The sequence below is a fragment of the Parasphingorhabdus sp. JC815 genome (genome assembly GCF_040717415.1).
GTDB lineage: Bacteria > Pseudomonadota > Alphaproteobacteria > Sphingomonadales > Sphingomonadaceae > Parasphingorhabdus.
Genome location: NZ_JBFEFM010000005.1, coordinates 1 through 16,952 on the forward strand (window position 1 = coordinate 1; position 16,952 = coordinate 16,952).

The 16,952-nt window shown below is 54.8% G+C and carries 20 protein-coding genes; 18 read left to right on the top strand and 2 right to left on the bottom strand.

Going from position 1 to position 16,952, the window contains the following annotated elements; all coding sequences use genetic code 11:
• On the top strand, window positions 1-318 hold a 318-nt coding region (locus tag AB1K62_RS11530; RefSeq protein WP_367003708.1), incomplete at its 5' end, for a CoA transferase.
• A 480-nt stretch (window positions 319-798) separates the two neighbouring features.
• On the opposite strand, the gene AB1K62_RS11535 is transcribed toward AB1K62_RS11530, so the two are convergent.
• Complete coding sequence (locus AB1K62_RS11535; protein WP_367004045.1) at window positions 799-1,020, bottom strand: AlpA family transcriptional regulator; 222 nt, start codon at window positions 1,018-1,020, stop codon at window positions 799-801.
• Entirely contained in the window at window positions 1,013-1,504 is a 492-nt protein-coding gene (locus tag AB1K62_RS11540; protein WP_367003710.1) for a helix-turn-helix domain-containing protein, read from the bottom strand. Before AB1K62_RS11540 ends, AB1K62_RS11535 begins: the two co-directional genes overlap by 8 nt.
• Window positions 1,505-1,868: 364 nt before the next feature.
• Between AB1K62_RS11540 and AB1K62_RS11545 the strand changes: the two genes are divergently transcribed.
• The 17 genes from AB1K62_RS11545 (at window position 1,869) to AB1K62_RS11625 (ending at window position 16,946) form a co-directional block, all read left to right on the top strand.
• Window positions 1,869-2,180: a hypothetical protein gene (locus AB1K62_RS11545; RefSeq protein WP_367003711.1), complete on the top strand. Its 312-nt coding sequence runs from the start codon at window positions 1,869-1,871 to the stop codon at window positions 2,178-2,180.
• 29 nt (window positions 2,181-2,209) lie between these two features.
• Entirely contained in the window at window positions 2,210-2,497 is a 288-nt protein-coding gene (gene traL / locus AB1K62_RS11550) for a type IV conjugative transfer system protein TraL (protein ID WP_367003713.1), read from the top strand.
• Between the two features lie 12 nt (window positions 2,498-2,509).
• Window positions 2,510-3,076, top strand: a complete 567-nt coding sequence (locus AB1K62_RS11555; RefSeq protein ID WP_367003715.1) for a type IV conjugative transfer system protein TraE — start codon at window positions 2,510-2,512, stop codon at window positions 3,074-3,076.
• A 6-nt stretch (window positions 3,077-3,082) separates the two neighbouring features.
• The gene (locus AB1K62_RS11560) at window positions 3,083-3,898 is read left to right on the top strand and encodes a type-F conjugative transfer system secretin TraK (protein ID WP_367003717.1); all 816 of its coding nucleotides are present in this window, start codon (window positions 3,083-3,085) and stop codon (window positions 3,896-3,898) included.
• Window positions 3,898-5,220: a TraB/VirB10 family protein gene (locus AB1K62_RS11565; protein WP_367003719.1), complete on the top strand. Its 1,323-nt coding sequence runs from the start codon at window positions 3,898-3,900 to the stop codon at window positions 5,218-5,220. Before AB1K62_RS11560 ends, AB1K62_RS11565 begins: the two co-directional genes overlap by 1 nt.
• A complete protein-coding gene (locus AB1K62_RS11570; RefSeq protein ID WP_367003720.1) occupies window positions 5,217-6,095 on the top strand; it encodes a DsbC family protein in 879 nt (292 codons plus the stop codon). Before AB1K62_RS11565 ends, AB1K62_RS11570 begins: the two co-directional genes overlap by 4 nt.
• Window positions 6,095-6,685 carry a hypothetical protein gene (locus AB1K62_RS11575; protein ID WP_367003722.1) on the top strand — a complete coding sequence of 197 codons (591 nt, stop codon included), beginning with the start codon at window positions 6,095-6,097 and terminating at the stop codon, window positions 6,683-6,685. Before AB1K62_RS11570 ends, AB1K62_RS11575 begins: the two co-directional genes overlap by 1 nt.
• A complete protein-coding gene (gene traC, locus AB1K62_RS11580) occupies window positions 6,682-9,240 on the top strand; it encodes a type IV secretion system protein TraC (RefSeq protein WP_367003724.1) in 2,559 nt (852 codons plus the stop codon). Before AB1K62_RS11575 ends, traC begins: the two co-directional genes overlap by 4 nt.
• Window positions 9,240-9,632, top strand: a complete 393-nt coding sequence (locus AB1K62_RS11585) for a hypothetical protein (protein ID WP_367003726.1) — start codon at window positions 9,240-9,242, stop codon at window positions 9,630-9,632. The genes traC and AB1K62_RS11585 overlap by 1 nt, the downstream gene beginning before the upstream one ends.
• Window positions 9,629-10,015: a type-F conjugative transfer system protein TrbI gene (locus AB1K62_RS11590; protein WP_367003728.1), complete on the top strand. Its 387-nt coding sequence runs from the start codon at window positions 9,629-9,631 to the stop codon at window positions 10,013-10,015. Before AB1K62_RS11585 ends, AB1K62_RS11590 begins: the two co-directional genes overlap by 4 nt.
• Window positions 10,016-10,017: 2 nt before the next feature.
• Window positions 10,018-10,539 carry a S26 family signal peptidase gene (locus tag AB1K62_RS11595; protein WP_367003730.1) on the top strand — a complete coding sequence of 174 codons (522 nt, stop codon included), beginning with the start codon at window positions 10,018-10,020 and terminating at the stop codon, window positions 10,537-10,539.
• An 11-nt stretch (window positions 10,540-10,550) separates the two neighbouring features.
• Window positions 10,551-11,168 carry a type-F conjugative transfer system protein TraW gene (gene traW, locus AB1K62_RS11600; protein WP_367004046.1) on the top strand — a complete coding sequence of 206 codons (618 nt, stop codon included), beginning with the start codon at window positions 10,551-10,553 and terminating at the stop codon, window positions 11,166-11,168.
• Window positions 11,169-11,215: 47 nt separating this feature from the next.
• Window positions 11,216-12,190, top strand: a complete 975-nt coding sequence (traU, locus tag AB1K62_RS11605; protein ID WP_367004047.1) for a conjugal transfer pilus assembly protein TraU — start codon at window positions 11,216-11,218, stop codon at window positions 12,188-12,190.
• A gap of 32 nt (window positions 12,191-12,222) precedes the next feature.
• The gene (gene trbC, locus AB1K62_RS11610) at window positions 12,223-12,945 is read left to right on the top strand and encodes a type-F conjugative transfer system pilin assembly protein TrbC (RefSeq protein WP_367003731.1); all 723 of its coding nucleotides are present in this window, start codon (window positions 12,223-12,225) and stop codon (window positions 12,943-12,945) included.
• Entirely contained in the window at window positions 12,942-14,681 is a 1,740-nt protein-coding gene (locus AB1K62_RS11615) for a conjugal transfer protein TraN (protein WP_367003733.1), read from the top strand. Before trbC ends, AB1K62_RS11615 begins: the two co-directional genes overlap by 4 nt.
• 53 nt (window positions 14,682-14,734) lie before the next feature.
• The gene (locus tag AB1K62_RS11620) at window positions 14,735-15,520 is read left to right on the top strand and encodes a conjugal transfer protein TraF (RefSeq protein WP_367004049.1); all 786 of its coding nucleotides are present in this window, start codon (window positions 14,735-14,737) and stop codon (window positions 15,518-15,520) included.
• Between the two features lie 76 nt (window positions 15,521-15,596).
• Window positions 15,597-16,946 (top strand): conjugal transfer protein TraH, encoded by a 1,350-nt coding sequence (locus tag AB1K62_RS11625; protein ID WP_367004050.1) that lies wholly within the window; start codon window positions 15,597-15,599, stop codon window positions 16,944-16,946.
• The last annotated feature ends 6 nt before the right edge of the window (window positions 16,947-16,952 follow it).

A 16,952-nucleotide genomic window follows, 5' to 3' on the forward strand; every position in this document is an offset into this window, starting at 1 on the left:
GAGCTGATCAGCAGTTATACCCGTGATGAACTGATTACCAAACTGGAAGGCACCGGCCTGCCCTTCGCGCCTATCGGTCGCCCCCAGGACATGTTTGATGATCCCCACCTTAACAACGGAGACGGGCTTGAGGAAACAATATTACCTGACGGCACAGCGACAAAGCTTCCTGCCCTGCCCATAGCGATGGGCGGCAAACGTTCCTCACAATCATTCACCATGCCCGAACCGGGCGCAGATGTGCATGAAACTCTAGCTGCTTTGGGATATGACGATAAAACTATTGAAGACTTACTTTCCACTGATGCTGTCGGCTAAGATAAATTTTTATTATAATATAAAGATAATGATTGCACGAGTAACATTGGGTCTTGTTAGGGTAAGGACCCATTAGCTTAGCCAGAATCTGATGATGGCTGCGATTACGATGGGTGACATACAGATGTGAGCGCACCGGCGGTATAGGTTCTTGGCGCAACTGGTCGGTAAATCCGTCCCGGGTTGAATTTAATTAAATTAATAGCTTATCGGAAGATAAGAAGTGATGTTCTATGTGGCAAAACGTAGGTTCGCCCAAACTAGGCAAGATATTTAGGCATAAACAGACGCACGATGAAGAGCTCTATGCGACATCGACTTGAGCGATTGTTACAGCAAGAATTAGATAACGAGATATAGATGTTAGGGCTATAATGCGGTTTTGTGCATAATAGAGCTATTTGAACATGCTAATATAACTTACACATTAATCTCTGTCACTAACCAAGAAATCCACGGACGGTAAGCTGTATGGATAGATCAATCGTGCGGTGCTATTCGCTGCGCGATCCATTCATCGATCTCTTGCTCGAGCCAGGCGACAGCATGACCGCCAAGCTGATAAGGTTTGGGGAAACGGTTATCGCTCATCCACCGGTAAATGGTTGATCGCCCAAGGCCAACGCGTTTCTGGACTTCTGTTAGTCTTATGAGCCGCGCAGCTGAAGAGCGATCTTGTATCTGGATTGATGGCTCAGGCATCGACGCCACTTTCGAGCCCCGCATATATGTCGCCAAGCAATGCGTCTTTGCGCTCGAGCTCTTCGAGGTGATCGGACAAAAGCCGTGCCAGTCGCTGCGCGGTCCCTTTGGCCCAGCGCGATTTGACATTGTTAATCTGATTTCCCAAGATGCGCTCAAGGGCGTTGGGTAGCTCGCAGAAAAACTCTTCAAAAAATAAAGCTATATCTGTGTGAAGCCAATCGGACGAACGCTCGCTGCCCGCCACCAGAAAAAGTACAAGATGTGCATGCGGCGAAGCGCCGGATGCGCGCATAATCCGCAGTGCCTCGGCTATGCTCGCTGAGCGCTTTCCTTCCAATATACGGCGCAGGGCATCTTTATGTATGCCTGCTTCCTTGCCAATATCCGTGCGGGTCCGGCCGCTGTCGGTCACTGCCGCGAGCAACAATCCTGCAAGGTCACCGCGTATCTTATGTTCGGCGAGCATCTCCATTTCTACCATCACTTCATATCCTTTCCGTGTTTTTGAAAACCGACTCAGCAAATAAGCCAAGAGGAAAACTGTAGGAAAACAAAAAGAACATATAAGGAACAAATAGGAGGAGCCGAATCATCTCACATTGAGATTCGCGGGATCTGCGGCAGGCAAATCGCAATAGCCGCCTTACCGAGCGCATATCGCGGTAATATGAGCGCAATTTGTCATCATGGCCGCGCCAATATTCAATTCCGCATGCCGATTTGTCGGTTTTTGCTTGGAAAGCCTATATAACCACACGTCCTGTTTTCCTACAGGCCGGACGCTATTCCAGAAAGAACATACAGCGAACGATTGGTCGCTGTCCGTTCATCAACTGGAGTATCCTATGACACAAATCTCTCGCAAATCCCGCAGCCGATTTACTGACTATATTATTCCTGCATGCGCCGCTTTGATTTGCGCCGGTGCAGCTTATGCGGGCGCTGACACGACCTTTGATCCTGCGCTTACAAAATTCACTGACTTTCTCGAAGGCTCAGGCGGTAAGATTATCACCGTTCTCAGCCTCGCTGCTGGCCTGATCGGTCTTGCCTCCGGTCGCTTCTCGCTGGGCCAAATCGCTGTGCCAGTCGGTGTCGGGATCGGCGTCGGAACCGGTGTTCCGATTGTCACCTCGGTCGTGACGGCGATCATTTAAGCCTTAGCGAAAAACAGGAGGGCGGCATCATGGCTGACAGATATTTAATCCCCAAGAGACTGGATGATCCTGAACTTATTGGTCTTTGGACCATCGATGAGTTTGCCGGGATACTCATTCCTTTTGCCTGGGGTATATTAGCCCAGCATATCATTATCGGCATCGCTCTTTCCTGTATTTCCTGGTTTGCTTTGCGGAAGGCTAAATCCGGTGGGAAAGCAGCGCGGCTTATCCATGCTGTCTATTGGTATCTCCCAGCCGGATTTCTAGGCCTCAAAGCCACGCCTCCCTCCTGTCACCGTCTTTTAGGCGGTTGAGGAGATAGGAACATGCGCGCCCAAGTCGCCCACGAACAGGCCCAATCCTATTTACGCCAACGCAACCGTCTTGCCGTGCTCGCGAGTGCAGCGGGTCTAGCCGCGATCATCATGTCCGGTTTTGCGATGACCAAATCACGCGAAATCGTGCTGGTGCCCGTCACCGCGCAGCAAATAAGCGTTTCTACTGCGGGCGTCACCGCACCGTATCTCGAACTCGTGACTCGCGACACCGCGTTGATGCTGCTTAATCGCTCGCCGCAAAGCCTCGACTATTGGATGGATGAAATCCTTAAAGTTGCCGATCCGGCAACGCACGGCCGTCTCAAAGCCGAGCTGGTTAAAATCGTCGAAGAACAGCGCGGCTCCGATATCAGTCAGACCTTCATTATCCGCGCGCTCACCGTCGACCCCGCATCACTAATTTCAACCGCAACCGGCACGCTCAAAACCTTTGTTGGCGCGCAGGTGATTGCTAGCGAGGACCGGGTCTTTGAATTTAGCTGGTCGCAGCGCGGCCTGAGCCTTGCGCTCACCGGTTTCCGCCGGCTCCCCCAAGATAAATCGAACAAGGACTAACGCGATATGAACCTGATTTCCTCTTGTACTTCTGGCGCGCTCGCAGGCACGGGACTTGCTCTCTTCAGCTTTGGCGTATCGCGCAGGCTCGACTTAGGCTTTAAGCCGTTGGGCTTAGCGATGCTGGCCTTTGCCGTAACCGTAGCGCCTGCTCATGCCGACCAGTTTGTCGAGGCGGCTGACAATGCCCAGATTGATTGTTTGCTTTCACGCGGGGAACTGACGCGCATTGCTTTGGTGGACGACGGCTTTGCCAATGTGTCTAAAATAGCCAGCGGCTATCCCTATAATGATTTCAGCGTGACCCATGAGCCGGTGCGCGGCGATATTTATATCTCGGTGCCGGTGCAATATGCTTCGGACCGGATCAGCTTCTTTGCCACCTCGAAGGCTGGTTATGTCTATAAATTTGCCTGTCGCGCACAGATGGCGGACGCAAGCCAGATATTCATTACCAACGCCGCGCTCGCCAAAAGCGAAGCCAGGGATTGGGAAAATGAAACCGATCCGCAAATGGCTGAAATTCGCCTCATCGAAGCCATGGCGTCGGACGCAGTACTGCCCGGCTTCACTGTTACGCAGAAAATCGGGCATCCGAAAGTCACGGCAGGTCTCGAAGTCCAGTTGATCGGGCAATATGAGGGCGCGCAGCTCTTTGGCCAGCATTTTTTGATCCGCAACAAAAGCAGCGAGACGCTTGACCTCACGCGCGAGCGCGATGCGCCTGCTGGCGCGCGCGCCTTTGCTTACGGAGCCGAAACGCTCGAACCCGGCCAGAGCGCCAGCGCCTTCCTTGTCTTTGCAAAAGGAGGGATAGATTAATGGATATTCAGCCAGAAAAACAAGCGGCGGAAACACCGCCAGACGCGCAGCGTCAAATTGCTCGGCGCGGTTTGAACCGGCAAATTGCCCAGCGCCAGAAATTGCTTCTGGGCGGTATCGGCGCGCTCGCTCTCATCAGCGGAAGCTGGATCCTTTTTGGCGACGACAGCGATGATGGCAGCGAAGGCAGTAAAGGCGCCGTCACCATTGACACTGGCGGGCTGGTCAACCGCGATCTCGCTAGCCGCGAATTCGTTGCAAGCTACGGCAACCGGCTCGATGCGCTGGCGCGCGAGCAAAAGACGCTGAAAGATGCGCAGTTGCCGCGGCCTGCCATTGAACAAGAATTAGATGCGTTGCGCCAAGAAAATGCGCAGATGCGCAGCGACGGTCAGGCGGCAATTGATGCTATTTCGGCAGAAAATTCTTCGCTTAAGAGCGAGCTCCAAAAAGCAGCGGCTGCGCCGCCGCCCGTATTAGCTCCTCCACCTGATTTTGGTCCCGGTACAGGAGGCCCCAATAACAGAGTAAATCCATCTGGTCCCCCGAACGCCGCAGCGCTCGGCCCGGAGAGTGACGCCAAAGTCAGCCTGTTGAGCTTTGCAGGCAGCGCGCCGTCTAAAGACGGCAAAGGCGCAGCAAAGACCTCTGTTTCGCCATTGCTGCTCGAAGACAGCCTAGAATATCTGCCACCCAATAGTTATGCTCCGGCGCGCGTGATTGTTGGCGTCGATGCCTCCACCGGCGTTGCCAGCCAAAGTGATCCTCTCCCTGTGGTGCTGCGCATCACTGGCCCGGCACGCTCGGTGATGAGAGGCAATAAGCTGCTCACCACCGACATCACCGGGTGCCTCGTCAACGGGTCAGCGCGCGGCGATCTCTCCGCTGAGAAGGTTTATGTGAAGCTGGCGCGAATGACCTGCGCGCAGCCGGGGGGACGTTATGCCATCAGCGAAGTAAAAGGCTTTATCAGCTTTGCTGGGAAATCAGGCGTGCGCGGACGGATTGTCAGCCGCGAGGGCAGTCTTGTCAGTCAAGCCCTGCTTGCTGGAATAGTGGGCGGCTTCGGACGCGGTTTTTCAGCCAATGCCAATGGCATCTTTGCCGGCAATATTGGAGAAGATGGCAGACGCAGCAATTTGTCCGGGGCTGACATCCTAACCGGCGGCCTTGGTCAAGGCGGTGCGCAAGCCGCCGACACGGTGAGCAAATATCTCATTGAACGCGCAGAACAATATCAACCCGTCGTCGAGATGCCGACCGGCATTTCTGTTGAGATCGTCTTTCTTGATGGCGTCCATGTGAGGAGCAAAAGCAAATGAATATTGCCGATTTTACCACCCAAGAACGATGCCTGAAGACAACGGCAATAGCAGCGTTGCTCGCTGTTACCAGCGCCGGGATTGTCGGCGCATCGGCGATCGCAGCGGTCACCGGCGTGAGTGGATTTACTCAAAGCAGCAAAAACCTAGTCATTGCCGCACTAAAATTACGGCTTCCCAAAACACCGGTCACCAGCATTGAGTGCGCAGGATTTGGCGGGCTGTGCGAAGTGATATCACGCAAGGCGCTTTTTTATATCGATGAGCGCGCGCGGTATCTGTTTGTCGGGCGGCTTTATGATATGGAGACCCGCGCGGATCTAACGGCGGCAAAATTGCTGGCGATAAATCCCGACATGTTGGTCGCAAGCACGGCTTCTGCCAGCCAAAAAACAAATGTCCACATGCCCGCTGCCAATGCAGCGCCGCAATATGTCAATCTCGAGGGTCTGCCCAAAGAGGGCGCAATTACTTGGGGTAAGCCCGGTGGTCCCAAGGTCATAGTCTTTTCCGATTTCCAGTGTGGTTATTGTAAACGTCTGGCGGGCGAACTCAAAAAGGCGCGCGTCCATGTGGAAGAGCGGCCGATTTCAATTTTCGGCGCAGCGAGCCGCGCCATCTCCCAAAGCGTAATCTGCGCAAAAGACACAGAAGCGGCCCTACAGCGTGCTTATGCCGGAGAAAAAACAAAAACCCGCGCATCGTGCGATACCAACGGACTTGATGCCAATGAAGCCTTTGCAAGGGAGAACGGCTTTTCCGGAACGCCGGTCATGGTCCGCGCCTCTGATGGCGCGGTGATGCAAGGCTATCGCAGCGCGCCAGAAATACGGGCATTTCTAAACGCATCTAACGCCCAAGAAGGAGCACGCTAATGGCTAAGCTTCTCCTCTTTGCTGCGCTTACATCAGCAGCACTTTCCTTAAGCGGCTGCGCCAGTCTTGGCGGCAATATTAGCGGCAGCTTTGATTGCCGCGCGCCGGGCGGAACTTGCGCCCCCACTTCGGCCATTGATGTCGAGGCGACCGGGCAAGATCTGTCGCCCGTCCTATCCGCCACGCCAAAGCCCCGCGCGGCCAAGGCAAATGGGCTGATGCTCAGGGTCGTGCTGGCGGGATACCGCGACGCGGAAGGCCGTCTGCATGATGCGCGCGTCGTCCATGTCGCGCTGCCGGAGGCGGCCAGCGCTAACTTTCAGCCCGCCAAGAGCGCTGCAGATATCGGCAAGGCCATCGCGCGGACCATAAGAGCCCCGCAACAGCAATTGCCTGATGAAACCAACCTACCCAACCCTTTCTCTTTGCCGGACGCGATGGTTTTCCCCTCGCCAAAGCCGATGGCAGATCCCGGTGTCCTCCTGCCGGGACACGAGGGGTCCGGCGTGATTGCTCCCCTGCATGACCGGGCCCCTTACTTTAAATTGCCGCAAACAGACACAGCCAAGAAAGAGGATGTGCATCCATGAGATTTTCCCTTGCAACAGCACGCAATGCGCTACTTTCTGGTTTATTTGCTGATACCGCCAAACCTGAAAGCGTCCGTCCGCAGATGGCAATTGATATGCTGTCAGACTGGCTTCCTTACCGGGCGTTCGATGAGGAGGCGAAACTCTATTATAATGCGCGGTCCAAAGGCTTTATCCTGGAGGTGACGCCGCTCATCGGCGCGGACGAGCGTACCGGCGAAATATTGGCGCAATTTTTCTCTGAAGGCATGCCGCAAGGCAGCAGTCTGCAGATCCTCAATTTCGCGTCCTCAAGAATTGGGCATATCGTCGGACCTTGGTTTGCCAAGCGCTATGAGCAAGGCGGCATATATGAAGATATTGCCCGTGCGCGCACCGACCGGCTCTATGATCTTGTCTGGAAATCGGGCTCAGCGCATGCACCGTTTCATGCCCGCGCGACCCGGTTGGTGATTTCCTTGGGCGTACCAGCAGATGCGGGCACCGAGGACAGCGAACTGGTGCAATGCCGCGAAGGTCTTATCGGGATGTTGCAGTCTTTGGGGCTTACCGCACGCGAAACCCCGCCGGCTGAACTGCTCAGTCTTATTGATGATCTTACCTCGCCGACGAGCGCGAGGGATACCGAAGCTTCCTATTGGAACCCGCTCGATCCAATAGCCGATCAAGCGATACGGCGCGATATTGAACTGGAAGTGGAAGACGACCGGCTCATCTTGCGGACCGAGAGATTTAGAAGCCTTGGCCGCGATAGCGATGGCAGCCCGCAGATTGGCGAAACATATCCAGACCGCTTTGATTTGCGTCATTACGGCGTTCGCGCAATGCCCGAGCGCTGGAGCCCTTGGGAATGCGCGCGGCTGATCGGCGATATGTTCACCGACAAGCTGCGTTTTCCCTGCCCAGTGGCAACGATGCTGTGCCTCCAATATCCTGATCAAGAAGCCGCGTCTGCAAAAGCGGGCTATAAATTCATGCGGACAACCAGCCTTAGCCAGACCAAAAGCGCTCGCTTTTTACCCCGCCTTGCCGAACAGTCTGCCGAATGGAGCCATGTCCAAGCAGAATTGCAGGCAGGCAAAAGACTGGTTAAACTTTTTTACGGCCTCACCAGCTACTCGCCTTTCGGCCAAGGCGACGCGCATGAACGTACCGTCAAGGCCCTCTATAAGGCCGCAGGTTGGGATCTGACCGATGAGCGTTTCCTGCAACTGCAAGGCCTGATCGCATCCTTCCCCTTGAGCCTCGCCGATGGGCTGGGCGATGACATGCAGCGGCTCAAACGCTTCCGCACGATGCTCTCGACAACAGCGGCGCATATAGCGCCGATGCAGGGCGAGTTTCTGGGCGGAAATATCCCCCATCTGCTGCTCATCGGACGGCGCGGCCAGCCCTTCTGGTGGTCGCCATTTGAAAATGATGCAGGCAACCATAATATTGCGATCTGCGGCAAATCAGGTTCGGGAAAATCAGTACTGCTTCAGGAATTATGCGCGGCGCTTCGCGGCGCAGGCGCTAAGGTTGTGGTGATTGATGATGGCCGCTCGTTTGAGCATTCGGTAAAATTACAAGGCGGACGCTTTGTTGAGTTTACGCTCAAATCGGGCTTTTCGCTCAATCCCTTTTCGATGGTCGATGATGCGCGCGCGCTTGATGAGGAGGATTACCGGCTTGATTGTTTTGCGATGATCAAAGCGATCATTGCGCAGATGGCGCGGCATAGCGAAGCGCCAAGTGATGTCGAGCGCGGATTGATCGATCAGGCCGTGACCAAGATCTGGGAAAGCCTTGGTAGTGGAGCGAGCATTGACGATGTCGCCCGCGCGCTCGTGGCAACAGCAAACCCGATTGCCGAGAATCTCGCCGTATCGATTGCGCCTTATATTGAAGGCGGCAGCTATGGCGGCTTTTTCACAGGGCCTGCCAGCTTTGCGCTCGATGATGCTTTTACCGTTTTTGAGATGTCGGATCTAGCCTCGCGCGAAGACCTACGCAGCGTGGTTCTCTCGGCTATCATGTTCATGACCAGCCAGGCGATGACGCGCGGGCCGCGCAGTACCAGAAAGATGCTGTTGATCGATGAGGCCTGGAGCATGCTGCGCGGCGGCTCAATGGGCGAGTTTGTCGAGACCTATGCCCGCACGGCGCGTAAATATGGCGGCGCGCTGGCAACGGCCACCCAGTCGCTCAATGATTATTATAAATCAGACGGCGCGCGCGCGGCGCTAGAAAATAGCGACTGGATGCTGGTCTTGCAGCAAAAGGCCGAGACCATTGCAGATTTTCGCAAGAATGACCGGCTCGATATGGATGACCGGACAGAAACGCTGATCCGCAGCCTCAAACGCTCCGGCACCGAATATAGCGAGGTCTTTATCAAGGGCCCGGATACGCAGGCGATTGGGCGGCTGGTGCTCGATCCCTTTTCGGCCACGGTCTATTCCTCCTCTCCCGATGTCTATGCGGCGATCGAAGAAGCGCAATCAAATGGCCAAACACTGGCGAAAGCCATTTCCCATGTCTTCAGCCAAACAGACATGCAAGGAGAGCGCTGATGGCGAGCCTCATAGAAGCATCAATAGCTCGGCGGCCTCGCAAAGAGCCCGCAGCAACCATCGATATTAAAAGCATAGCGCAGGGTAGCTGCATTGTTTTCCTCGAGACAGCGCGGCTAGCCATTTCAACCATGTTCATGGTTCTGGGACTGCCGCTGTTCGTCTTTCTGTTTCTGGTGGGCTGGGACTTGGGGCTATTCTTCACCCAGCTTGGCAATCTGGCTGCGCATTATCTTAGCGCCGAGCCGGGTCAGCGGCTGCTATTTTCAGCTGATCTTAAAATCACCTTCATCCTGCTTTCCAGCGGCCTGCTACTCGTCCGTATGCCGCGCTTTTTTGCGATACTGGACCAGGCTTTTCCCGACAATAACGAGAGAGGGCCAAGCCAGTGACCGAGCCAGCATCATTATTATCACCAAAGCCACATCTGCCCCGGCTTGCCTTGCTGCTTGGCTGCATCGTTGCGGTGCTGTGGGCAGGATGGGTAAGCCGCGCGATTTTAGAGCCTGACAAACCGCAGATCGTCACAGTCCGATTGGCACAGACAATGGGGAAATTTGTCGAAGCGCAGGCGCGCGGCTCAAAAGACCCAGAAGCAACCAAAGCCAATATTGCCGTCTTCCTGCGCGCTAGCGAGCAAGCTGTCCAGGATATGGGCCGAGATGGCCGGATCATTCTGGTCGACCAAGCCGTTCTGGCCGGAAATGCGCCCGATGCAACACCCGAACTTGAACGCCGGATAGCTACGCGTCTGATAGCAGGAGAGGCTCGGTGAAAATGGCATGCTCAAAAAGCAAAGCACCGCGCCGTATCAAACATGTTGTGCTTTTAACCGCGCTGATCGCTGTGCCCCTCGCGTTGCAGCCCTTTGAGAATTTTCGCGACAATCATGCGTTTCTGCTTAACGCCAGCCCCAGCCTGCCCAACTGGGCCTTCTGGCTTGACAAGCGGGCGCCGATCAAACGCGGCGGGCTGATCTTTTTCGAACCTAAAAAATCCAAAATACTGACCTCGCATTTTGGCAGCAAGCCGCAGCTCTTTGGCAAATATGTGCTTGGCATGCCCGGTGACCGCGTGGCGCATGTGGGCCAAGATGTCCTGATCAACGGCAAAATCATTGCCCGAACAAAGACAAAAACGCGCCTTGGCCTGCCGCTTAGCATAGGTCCATCGGGTAAAATCCCGCACGGATGCTATTATGCCGGAAGCTCGCATAAGTACGGTTTTGATAGCCGTTATGCCGAGATCGGCTTTGTTTGCAGGCCCCAGATATTAGGCAGCGGGAGGGCGATCCTGTGAAATTAGCTGCCATGCTCAGTGTTGGTATTCTCATTTGCTCGCCGCAAGTTCAGGCCCGGGATTACGGGCAGCACGGCGCGATATTTCCGGTGATCGAGCGCGACCTTCTCAAGCAAATTCAATCGCGGCTCATCGCAATGCAGAAGAGCGGAGAAATGGACCGGCGCAATGCCGAGCTCAAAAGCCGCACATTGGCAAAGGTTGAAAGGCCCGCGCCAGTGGCAGGGCTCATAAATGCGCGCGCCACTCGCAGCTGGCAATTTGATCCGACAATCATGCTGGCCGATGATATATTGGACGCCAAGGGAAAGCGCATCTGGGCGCGCGGTGCGCGGGTCAATCCGCTCGACAGTGTGCGCCTCAGATCGGATTTACTCTTTCTCGACGGCGATGATGCGGGACAGCTCAAATGGGCGCTCGCGCATCAGAAGAAAGCCAAGCTCATCCTCACTAAAGGCGCACCGCTCTTACTCATGCGCACACAAAAAAGACGCTTCTATTTTGATCAAGGCGGCAAGCTCGTTCGCCATTTTGGCATCAAAGCCCTGCCTGCGCGCGTGCGCCAGAATGGGCGTATGCTTGAAATCAGTGAGATTGCCCTATTGCCTGATCGGAGGTCCGCGCAATGACAATAGGAACAGCTATAACTCGCAAAATCGCATGTCTGTTATCGATAATGATGATGGTCAGCCTTGCCAGTCCCGCACGAGCGGATGCAGGCCCGGGCCGCTGCACGGGCAGTTTTGTCAATCCCATCACCGACATTTGCTGGTCGTGCATGTTCCCGATTTCGGTTGGTGGTCTTAAAATCTGGCCTTCCAGCCGTCCAGATCCCAAAAACCCCGCCAGTCCCTTATGTCTGTGCGGAATTCGTCCCGGTATTGCTATGGGATTTTGGGAGCCCGTGCGGCTTGCTGATGTGTCGATGAAGCCATGGTGTTTTGTCAATTTGGCCGGGGCAAAGCTCGATCCCGGATTTGACATTGGCTACCGGTCTATTACGGGACCATCGGCGGTCGGCGGTGCAAGCCAATATTATTCCAGCTGGCATGTGCATTGGTATGCCTATCCGCTGATCTACTGGATGGAAATTGTTGCTGATTTCCTGTGCCTCGAGCCCGGATCCATCGATATTCTTTACATCAGTGAGATTGATCCGCTCTGGCAGGATTCCGAGCTTACCGCGATCATCAACCCAGAAGCCGTCCTGTTTGCCAACCCGCTGGCGCTGGCGGCCTGCGCGGCCGACTGCGTTGCTGCCACCGCTACTCTCCCGCGCGACGAACTCTTCTGGTGTGCGGGCTGCCAGGGATCAATGTACCCGATGAATGGCAATGTCTCGGCTTCCATCGGTCATGTTCAGGCCTCACGGCTCGTATTGTCCCGCTTTGCTTATAAGCTTCACCGTGAACTGGTGGCCTGGGGCACGATGGGGAGCAAAGGTCTGTGCGGCAAATATCTGATGCCGGTGATGCGAAAGCAGCAATATCGCTTTCAGGCCACCAATCCTAATCCTGCCACCAAAGGCCGCTTTGCTTGCCCCCCTATTGGTACGTCGACCACCTTTCAAGTCGCCGGACAGGTCATTCCCGCTATTGGCGAAGATATGGGCTATCTCGTCTGGCGCAAACGGAACTGCTGTGCGTTATGAAAAAATTGATCCCCATTTTAGGCCTTCTAACTATGGCCATATGCGGCATCGCCTTTGCGCAGCAACAGACCGATGACAGCCTTGATATCGCAACGATTCGTGCGAATGCAAAGAGCCACGCAGGGGAAGCTGAGGCGCTTGCTGCCAATATCCGGAAACGCGCACAGGAAATCGAGCCACAAGTGCGATCCTTACAAGACAATGCGCGGCAGAATGCCGACAATTACAAACAAAGCGTGAAAGCTGTTTCAGTCAAAAGCGAGCTGCCATTTGATTTTGATGCCATGATCCGCGATCATGCAGACGCCGAACAGACAGCTTTTCAAGATACACCGCGCTTCATTGCTTTTGCCAGCCTGTCGATGCCGGTGCAAAGTCTAAAAATATTGCTCAAAGACATGAGCAATGCAGGCGGCGTTGTCGTGCTACGCGGTTTCCCCGAAGGCGATGCGGCCAAATTCAAAGCGCGCCTTGCTGCCATGTGGGAAAGCGCAGAAGCGGCGGATGGTCTCGGGATCGATCCCCGCCTATTTCGCGCATTCAAGGTCACCGCCGCGCCGACTTTCGTGATGGCCTCTTCCGATTTTGAGCCATGTGACGGTTTTGATTGCACCAGCATCGTCCCGCCCTTTGACCGTATGACCGGGAATGTCTCTGTTGCCTATGTTCTGGAACGCTTTGCTGTCGGGGGCGGTTCCGGCGCGCAGTTAGCAAGCCTTCACCTCAAACGCCTGCGGGCGGGAACGCGGCCATGATACCAAGATATTTCTCCAATATATTTTTCATGGGTTTGGGCTGCATCGCGCTTTCCTTATCTGCGCATGCCCAGACTCAGGATAGTGCGCGGGCTGATGGCAAGGCTTTTGGTCAGTCGCAGATTGCAAAAGCAAAAACAGCAGCGCAAGCCAATCCTGATGCTAATCGCATTCCCAATTTTGACGCTGATCGAGTCAAGTCGCTTGCAGATCTGGCAGAGCAGCCTGAACGGATTGAAGCCAAAGCGCGGAGCGCTGCGCTTACGCATTCAGGCCTTCAGGCGATTGACGAAAGCGTCCGGCGGCGCGCGCGTTTCACGCCAGCTGAGATTGAACAGGTCATTGCGCGGGCCGGGGCGATCAATGAAACACCGCTTGATTTTACCAGCGGCATGTCGATCGGTGGCGGCAAAGGCAAATGCGTGCCCTTGCCTTTAGGTAGCGGCTCTGCGGGCAGCTATTTTGCGACCTGCAACACTGGCACGATGTTTGAGCAAACAAGCGGCCAATGTCCGGTCGCGCTATACGCGCAAGTGGAGAAGCAAACCCGCTATCATTATTTGTGCAGCCGGTTAGGTGAATTTAATTTCGACGGCGTGCCGAGCTGCGATATCTATGCAGGCGAGTCCTGTCGGGCAATCGGGACGAGGCCGGGAACATGTTTACAATGGTCCGGCGATGACCGGAACCGCTGGTGTGTGGAGCCTGGCGAACCGGTTACCGAAATGCGATGCGATGCACCGACCGGCACCGCTGTTCCCATTGGTATCAGCACAGAAAATAGCATCACAACCAGCCGTGACGAGAGGCAATGCCAAAGCTGGAACAATCAAGCGGATTGTGCCATCGAATCCGAGACCTGCACCGATGCAAATCCGCAAACGCGACTAGTAGATGGTGTTGCCGTCACACAAAGTTGTTGGGGTTGGGAGCGCCGCTACCAGTGCGTTCGCCGGAGCGCTGGCAATGACTGCGGTGAGCTTGATAACAAGCCAGATTGCAGTCTCGTACACGAGGATTGTATAAGCGAGGATATACCCTGTTCAACAATCGAGCGCATCTATAAATGCGCGCTCCCCGGAAATGAAAGCACTGACACGCAATATGTCTGCAACGGCGATGTCTATTGCATCGATGGATCATGCGAGACAATTGAGCGCACCGCCAATGATGAGTTTAAAGACGCGGTCACTGCGCTCCATGCGATGGACGAGGCGCGCGGACAATTTGATCCCGATACATTGACCTTATTCAAAGGAACGCGCGAAACCTGTTCCTCTAAAGTTTTTGGTATCCTCAATTGCTGCAAGGGAAAAGGTTTTCCGCTGATCCCCGGTGTCAGCCTGCTGGTCGCGCTGGGCTGCGACCGCGAGGAGATATTGCTGCACCAGCGCGATGCGCAGGGGTTGTGCGCCTATGTTGGTACTTATTGTTCAAGCAAGTTTCTTGGGGTCTGCACCACCAAGCGCAAAGCCTATTGCTGCTTTGAATCGAAACTGTCGCGCATCCTGCAAGAGCAAGGCCGCAAACAGCTTCCCAAACCCTGGAACAGCGCGAAGAACGAGCAATGCGAGGGTTTTACGATCGAAGAATTCGCACATTTAGACCTCAGCCAAATGGATTTCAGCGAGGTCTATGCAGAGTTTACTGAAGCTGCGCGGCTTCCCGATGAGCTCGAGGCTAGCAAACTGATTCAGCAAAAGATCAATGATTTTTATGAACGGAGCGGCCCATGAAACAGCGTGTTTCTCTTTTCAGCCCACAGCAATATTTCACTGCTTTGGCGTTCATGGTCCTGGTTGTCTGCGCTTGCCTTGAAGCAGCGGCCAGCCCCGCAAAAGCACAGACAAGCGCCAGCAATGCGGCGGATACGCTTTATTGTGAGCAACGGCAGCTCGGCTACTGGTTTTATTGCGTGAGGCCAAAAGCTGCCGCGCCAGAAAAGCCCGAGCAAGTGGCCCCGCCGCCAAGCGCGACACTGCAGATGGATGCGATCACCAAATCCTTGCGCGAGCTAAAAGCCAGGGCGATTATCGAGCCGACCCCGGAAAATGTGACGGCCTATATTCGGTTCCAGCGCGAGCAACTCGACCGCGCTTCGCTTTTCTCAGATGTTTGGCAGCGGGCGATTTGGCAGGATCCGGATCTTGATTATACGCTGGAGCGCCCGGTTTCGACGCTGGCCAAAAGACAGTGGCAGGATAGCAGACAGCGGAGCCGCAATGCGGTGATGGCGGGCCTTTCGAAGCGCTACGGGCTTTTCTACTTTTTTGCGCAAAGCTGCGGCGTTTGCGAAGTCATGAGCCCGATTGTCAAATCGGTAGCTGGCCGGTGGAATATTACCATACGCGCGATATCCACCGACGGCGGCCCGTCGCGGCATTTTCCCGGATATAAAGTCGAAACCGGGCAACGCGCGCACATGGGACTGGAAGCGAAAATAACGCCCGCGCTGGTGCTGTGGGATAGCCAGAAAAAACACCCCATCCCGATTGGTTACGGCGTGCTTTCTGCTGATGAGCTGCAGGACCGCATCTATCTTCTCACCTCTAAGGAAGCCGGACATGATTACTAAGCTCCCCAAAATTACAGCGCTGTTTGCGGCCATAAATCTTGCCATCAACCCGGTAGCGGCAAATGTCGGCGACAGCATGGACCGGTTCATGGATGATATGGGCGGCGCTGCGAATGTGACTGGGCCTACGGCTTTTGAAGGCCAATCGGCCGGTTATTATAGTCTTGGCAATGTGTGGACACGCTTCCCACAAAAAACCACCAACATCGCAAATCTCCAACTGCCGCGCGCTCGGGCGGGCTGCGGCGGGATCGATATATTCGCCGGCAGCTTTTCCTTCATCAATGCCAGTGAAATCGTCGCGATGCTCAAAGCTGTGGCCAATAACGCGGTCGGCTTTGCCTTCAGCCTCGCCATCGATACGGTGTGTCCCGAATGCTCAAAAATCATGCAGGAGTTTTCCCAAAAAGCCCAGCTGATGAACAATCTTAATATCAACAGCTGCGAGATGGCGCAGGGACTGGTGGGCGGTGTTTGGCCCAAGGGCGATCTGGCAGACAAAGCGATCTGCGAAGCCATTGGTAATTCAGAAGGCATTTTTACCGATTATGCCGCAGCCAAACATGGCTGCGGCACGAGAGGTCAGAGAAGTTCTACCAATGAACAAGCAGGCGCTGATTATGCCGATGTCAATCCCGGCACCCCGCGAAATTATACATGGCATATTCTCAAAAAATCAGCATTTTTCAATCCGAATGGAACTTTTGACCGCGAGCTTGCCGAATATGCGATGACGCTTATCGGTACAGTGATTTATGTGCCGCCCAAAGATGATGCACAAGGCAAGTTCACCCCCTTTGGCGGCGATGCTTCCTCGAGTTTGGTCACCGCTCTGCTCGACGGGACGCAGGGCCAGACCATCAAGGTTTTCGACTGCAACGAGGCCGACGAGTGTCTTAATCCAACATTCCGCAATATGAGTCTCGCAACTTCAAAAGCGATCCGTCCCAGGGTGGCAGCAATGATTGGTAATATGGTCGATGCGATCCGCGTGGATAGCGCGATAGGTGATGCCGAAAAAGAACTTCTGCAGGTAGCTTCGGTGCCGCTCTATAAGATCCTCACCGTACAGGCAGCCTATGGCCGCGGCATGCCCACCGATGACCGTGAAACGTTGGCGGAAATTGCCAGCATTGATTTGCTCTTTGCGATCTTGGAACGGATCGTATCAGAATCGGGCCGGTCGATGGCAAGCTTCATTGCGGCTGATGAAGCGAAGCTCAGCCTTTGGCGCGGCCAGCTTGCCGATATTCGCGCTAGTCTTGCGCAGCGGCAAGCCACTGGTCAGGCGAAAGTCTCGGCCATCATGCAGCTTATTGAAAAAACAGCGATGATCGAGAATTTGCTCGCAGCTTCCATGTCTCCATCAATGGCAGCTGCACTTGACTGGTCGCGTGGCGTTCAGACCCGCAGCCTCGTTCCGTGAGTAAGG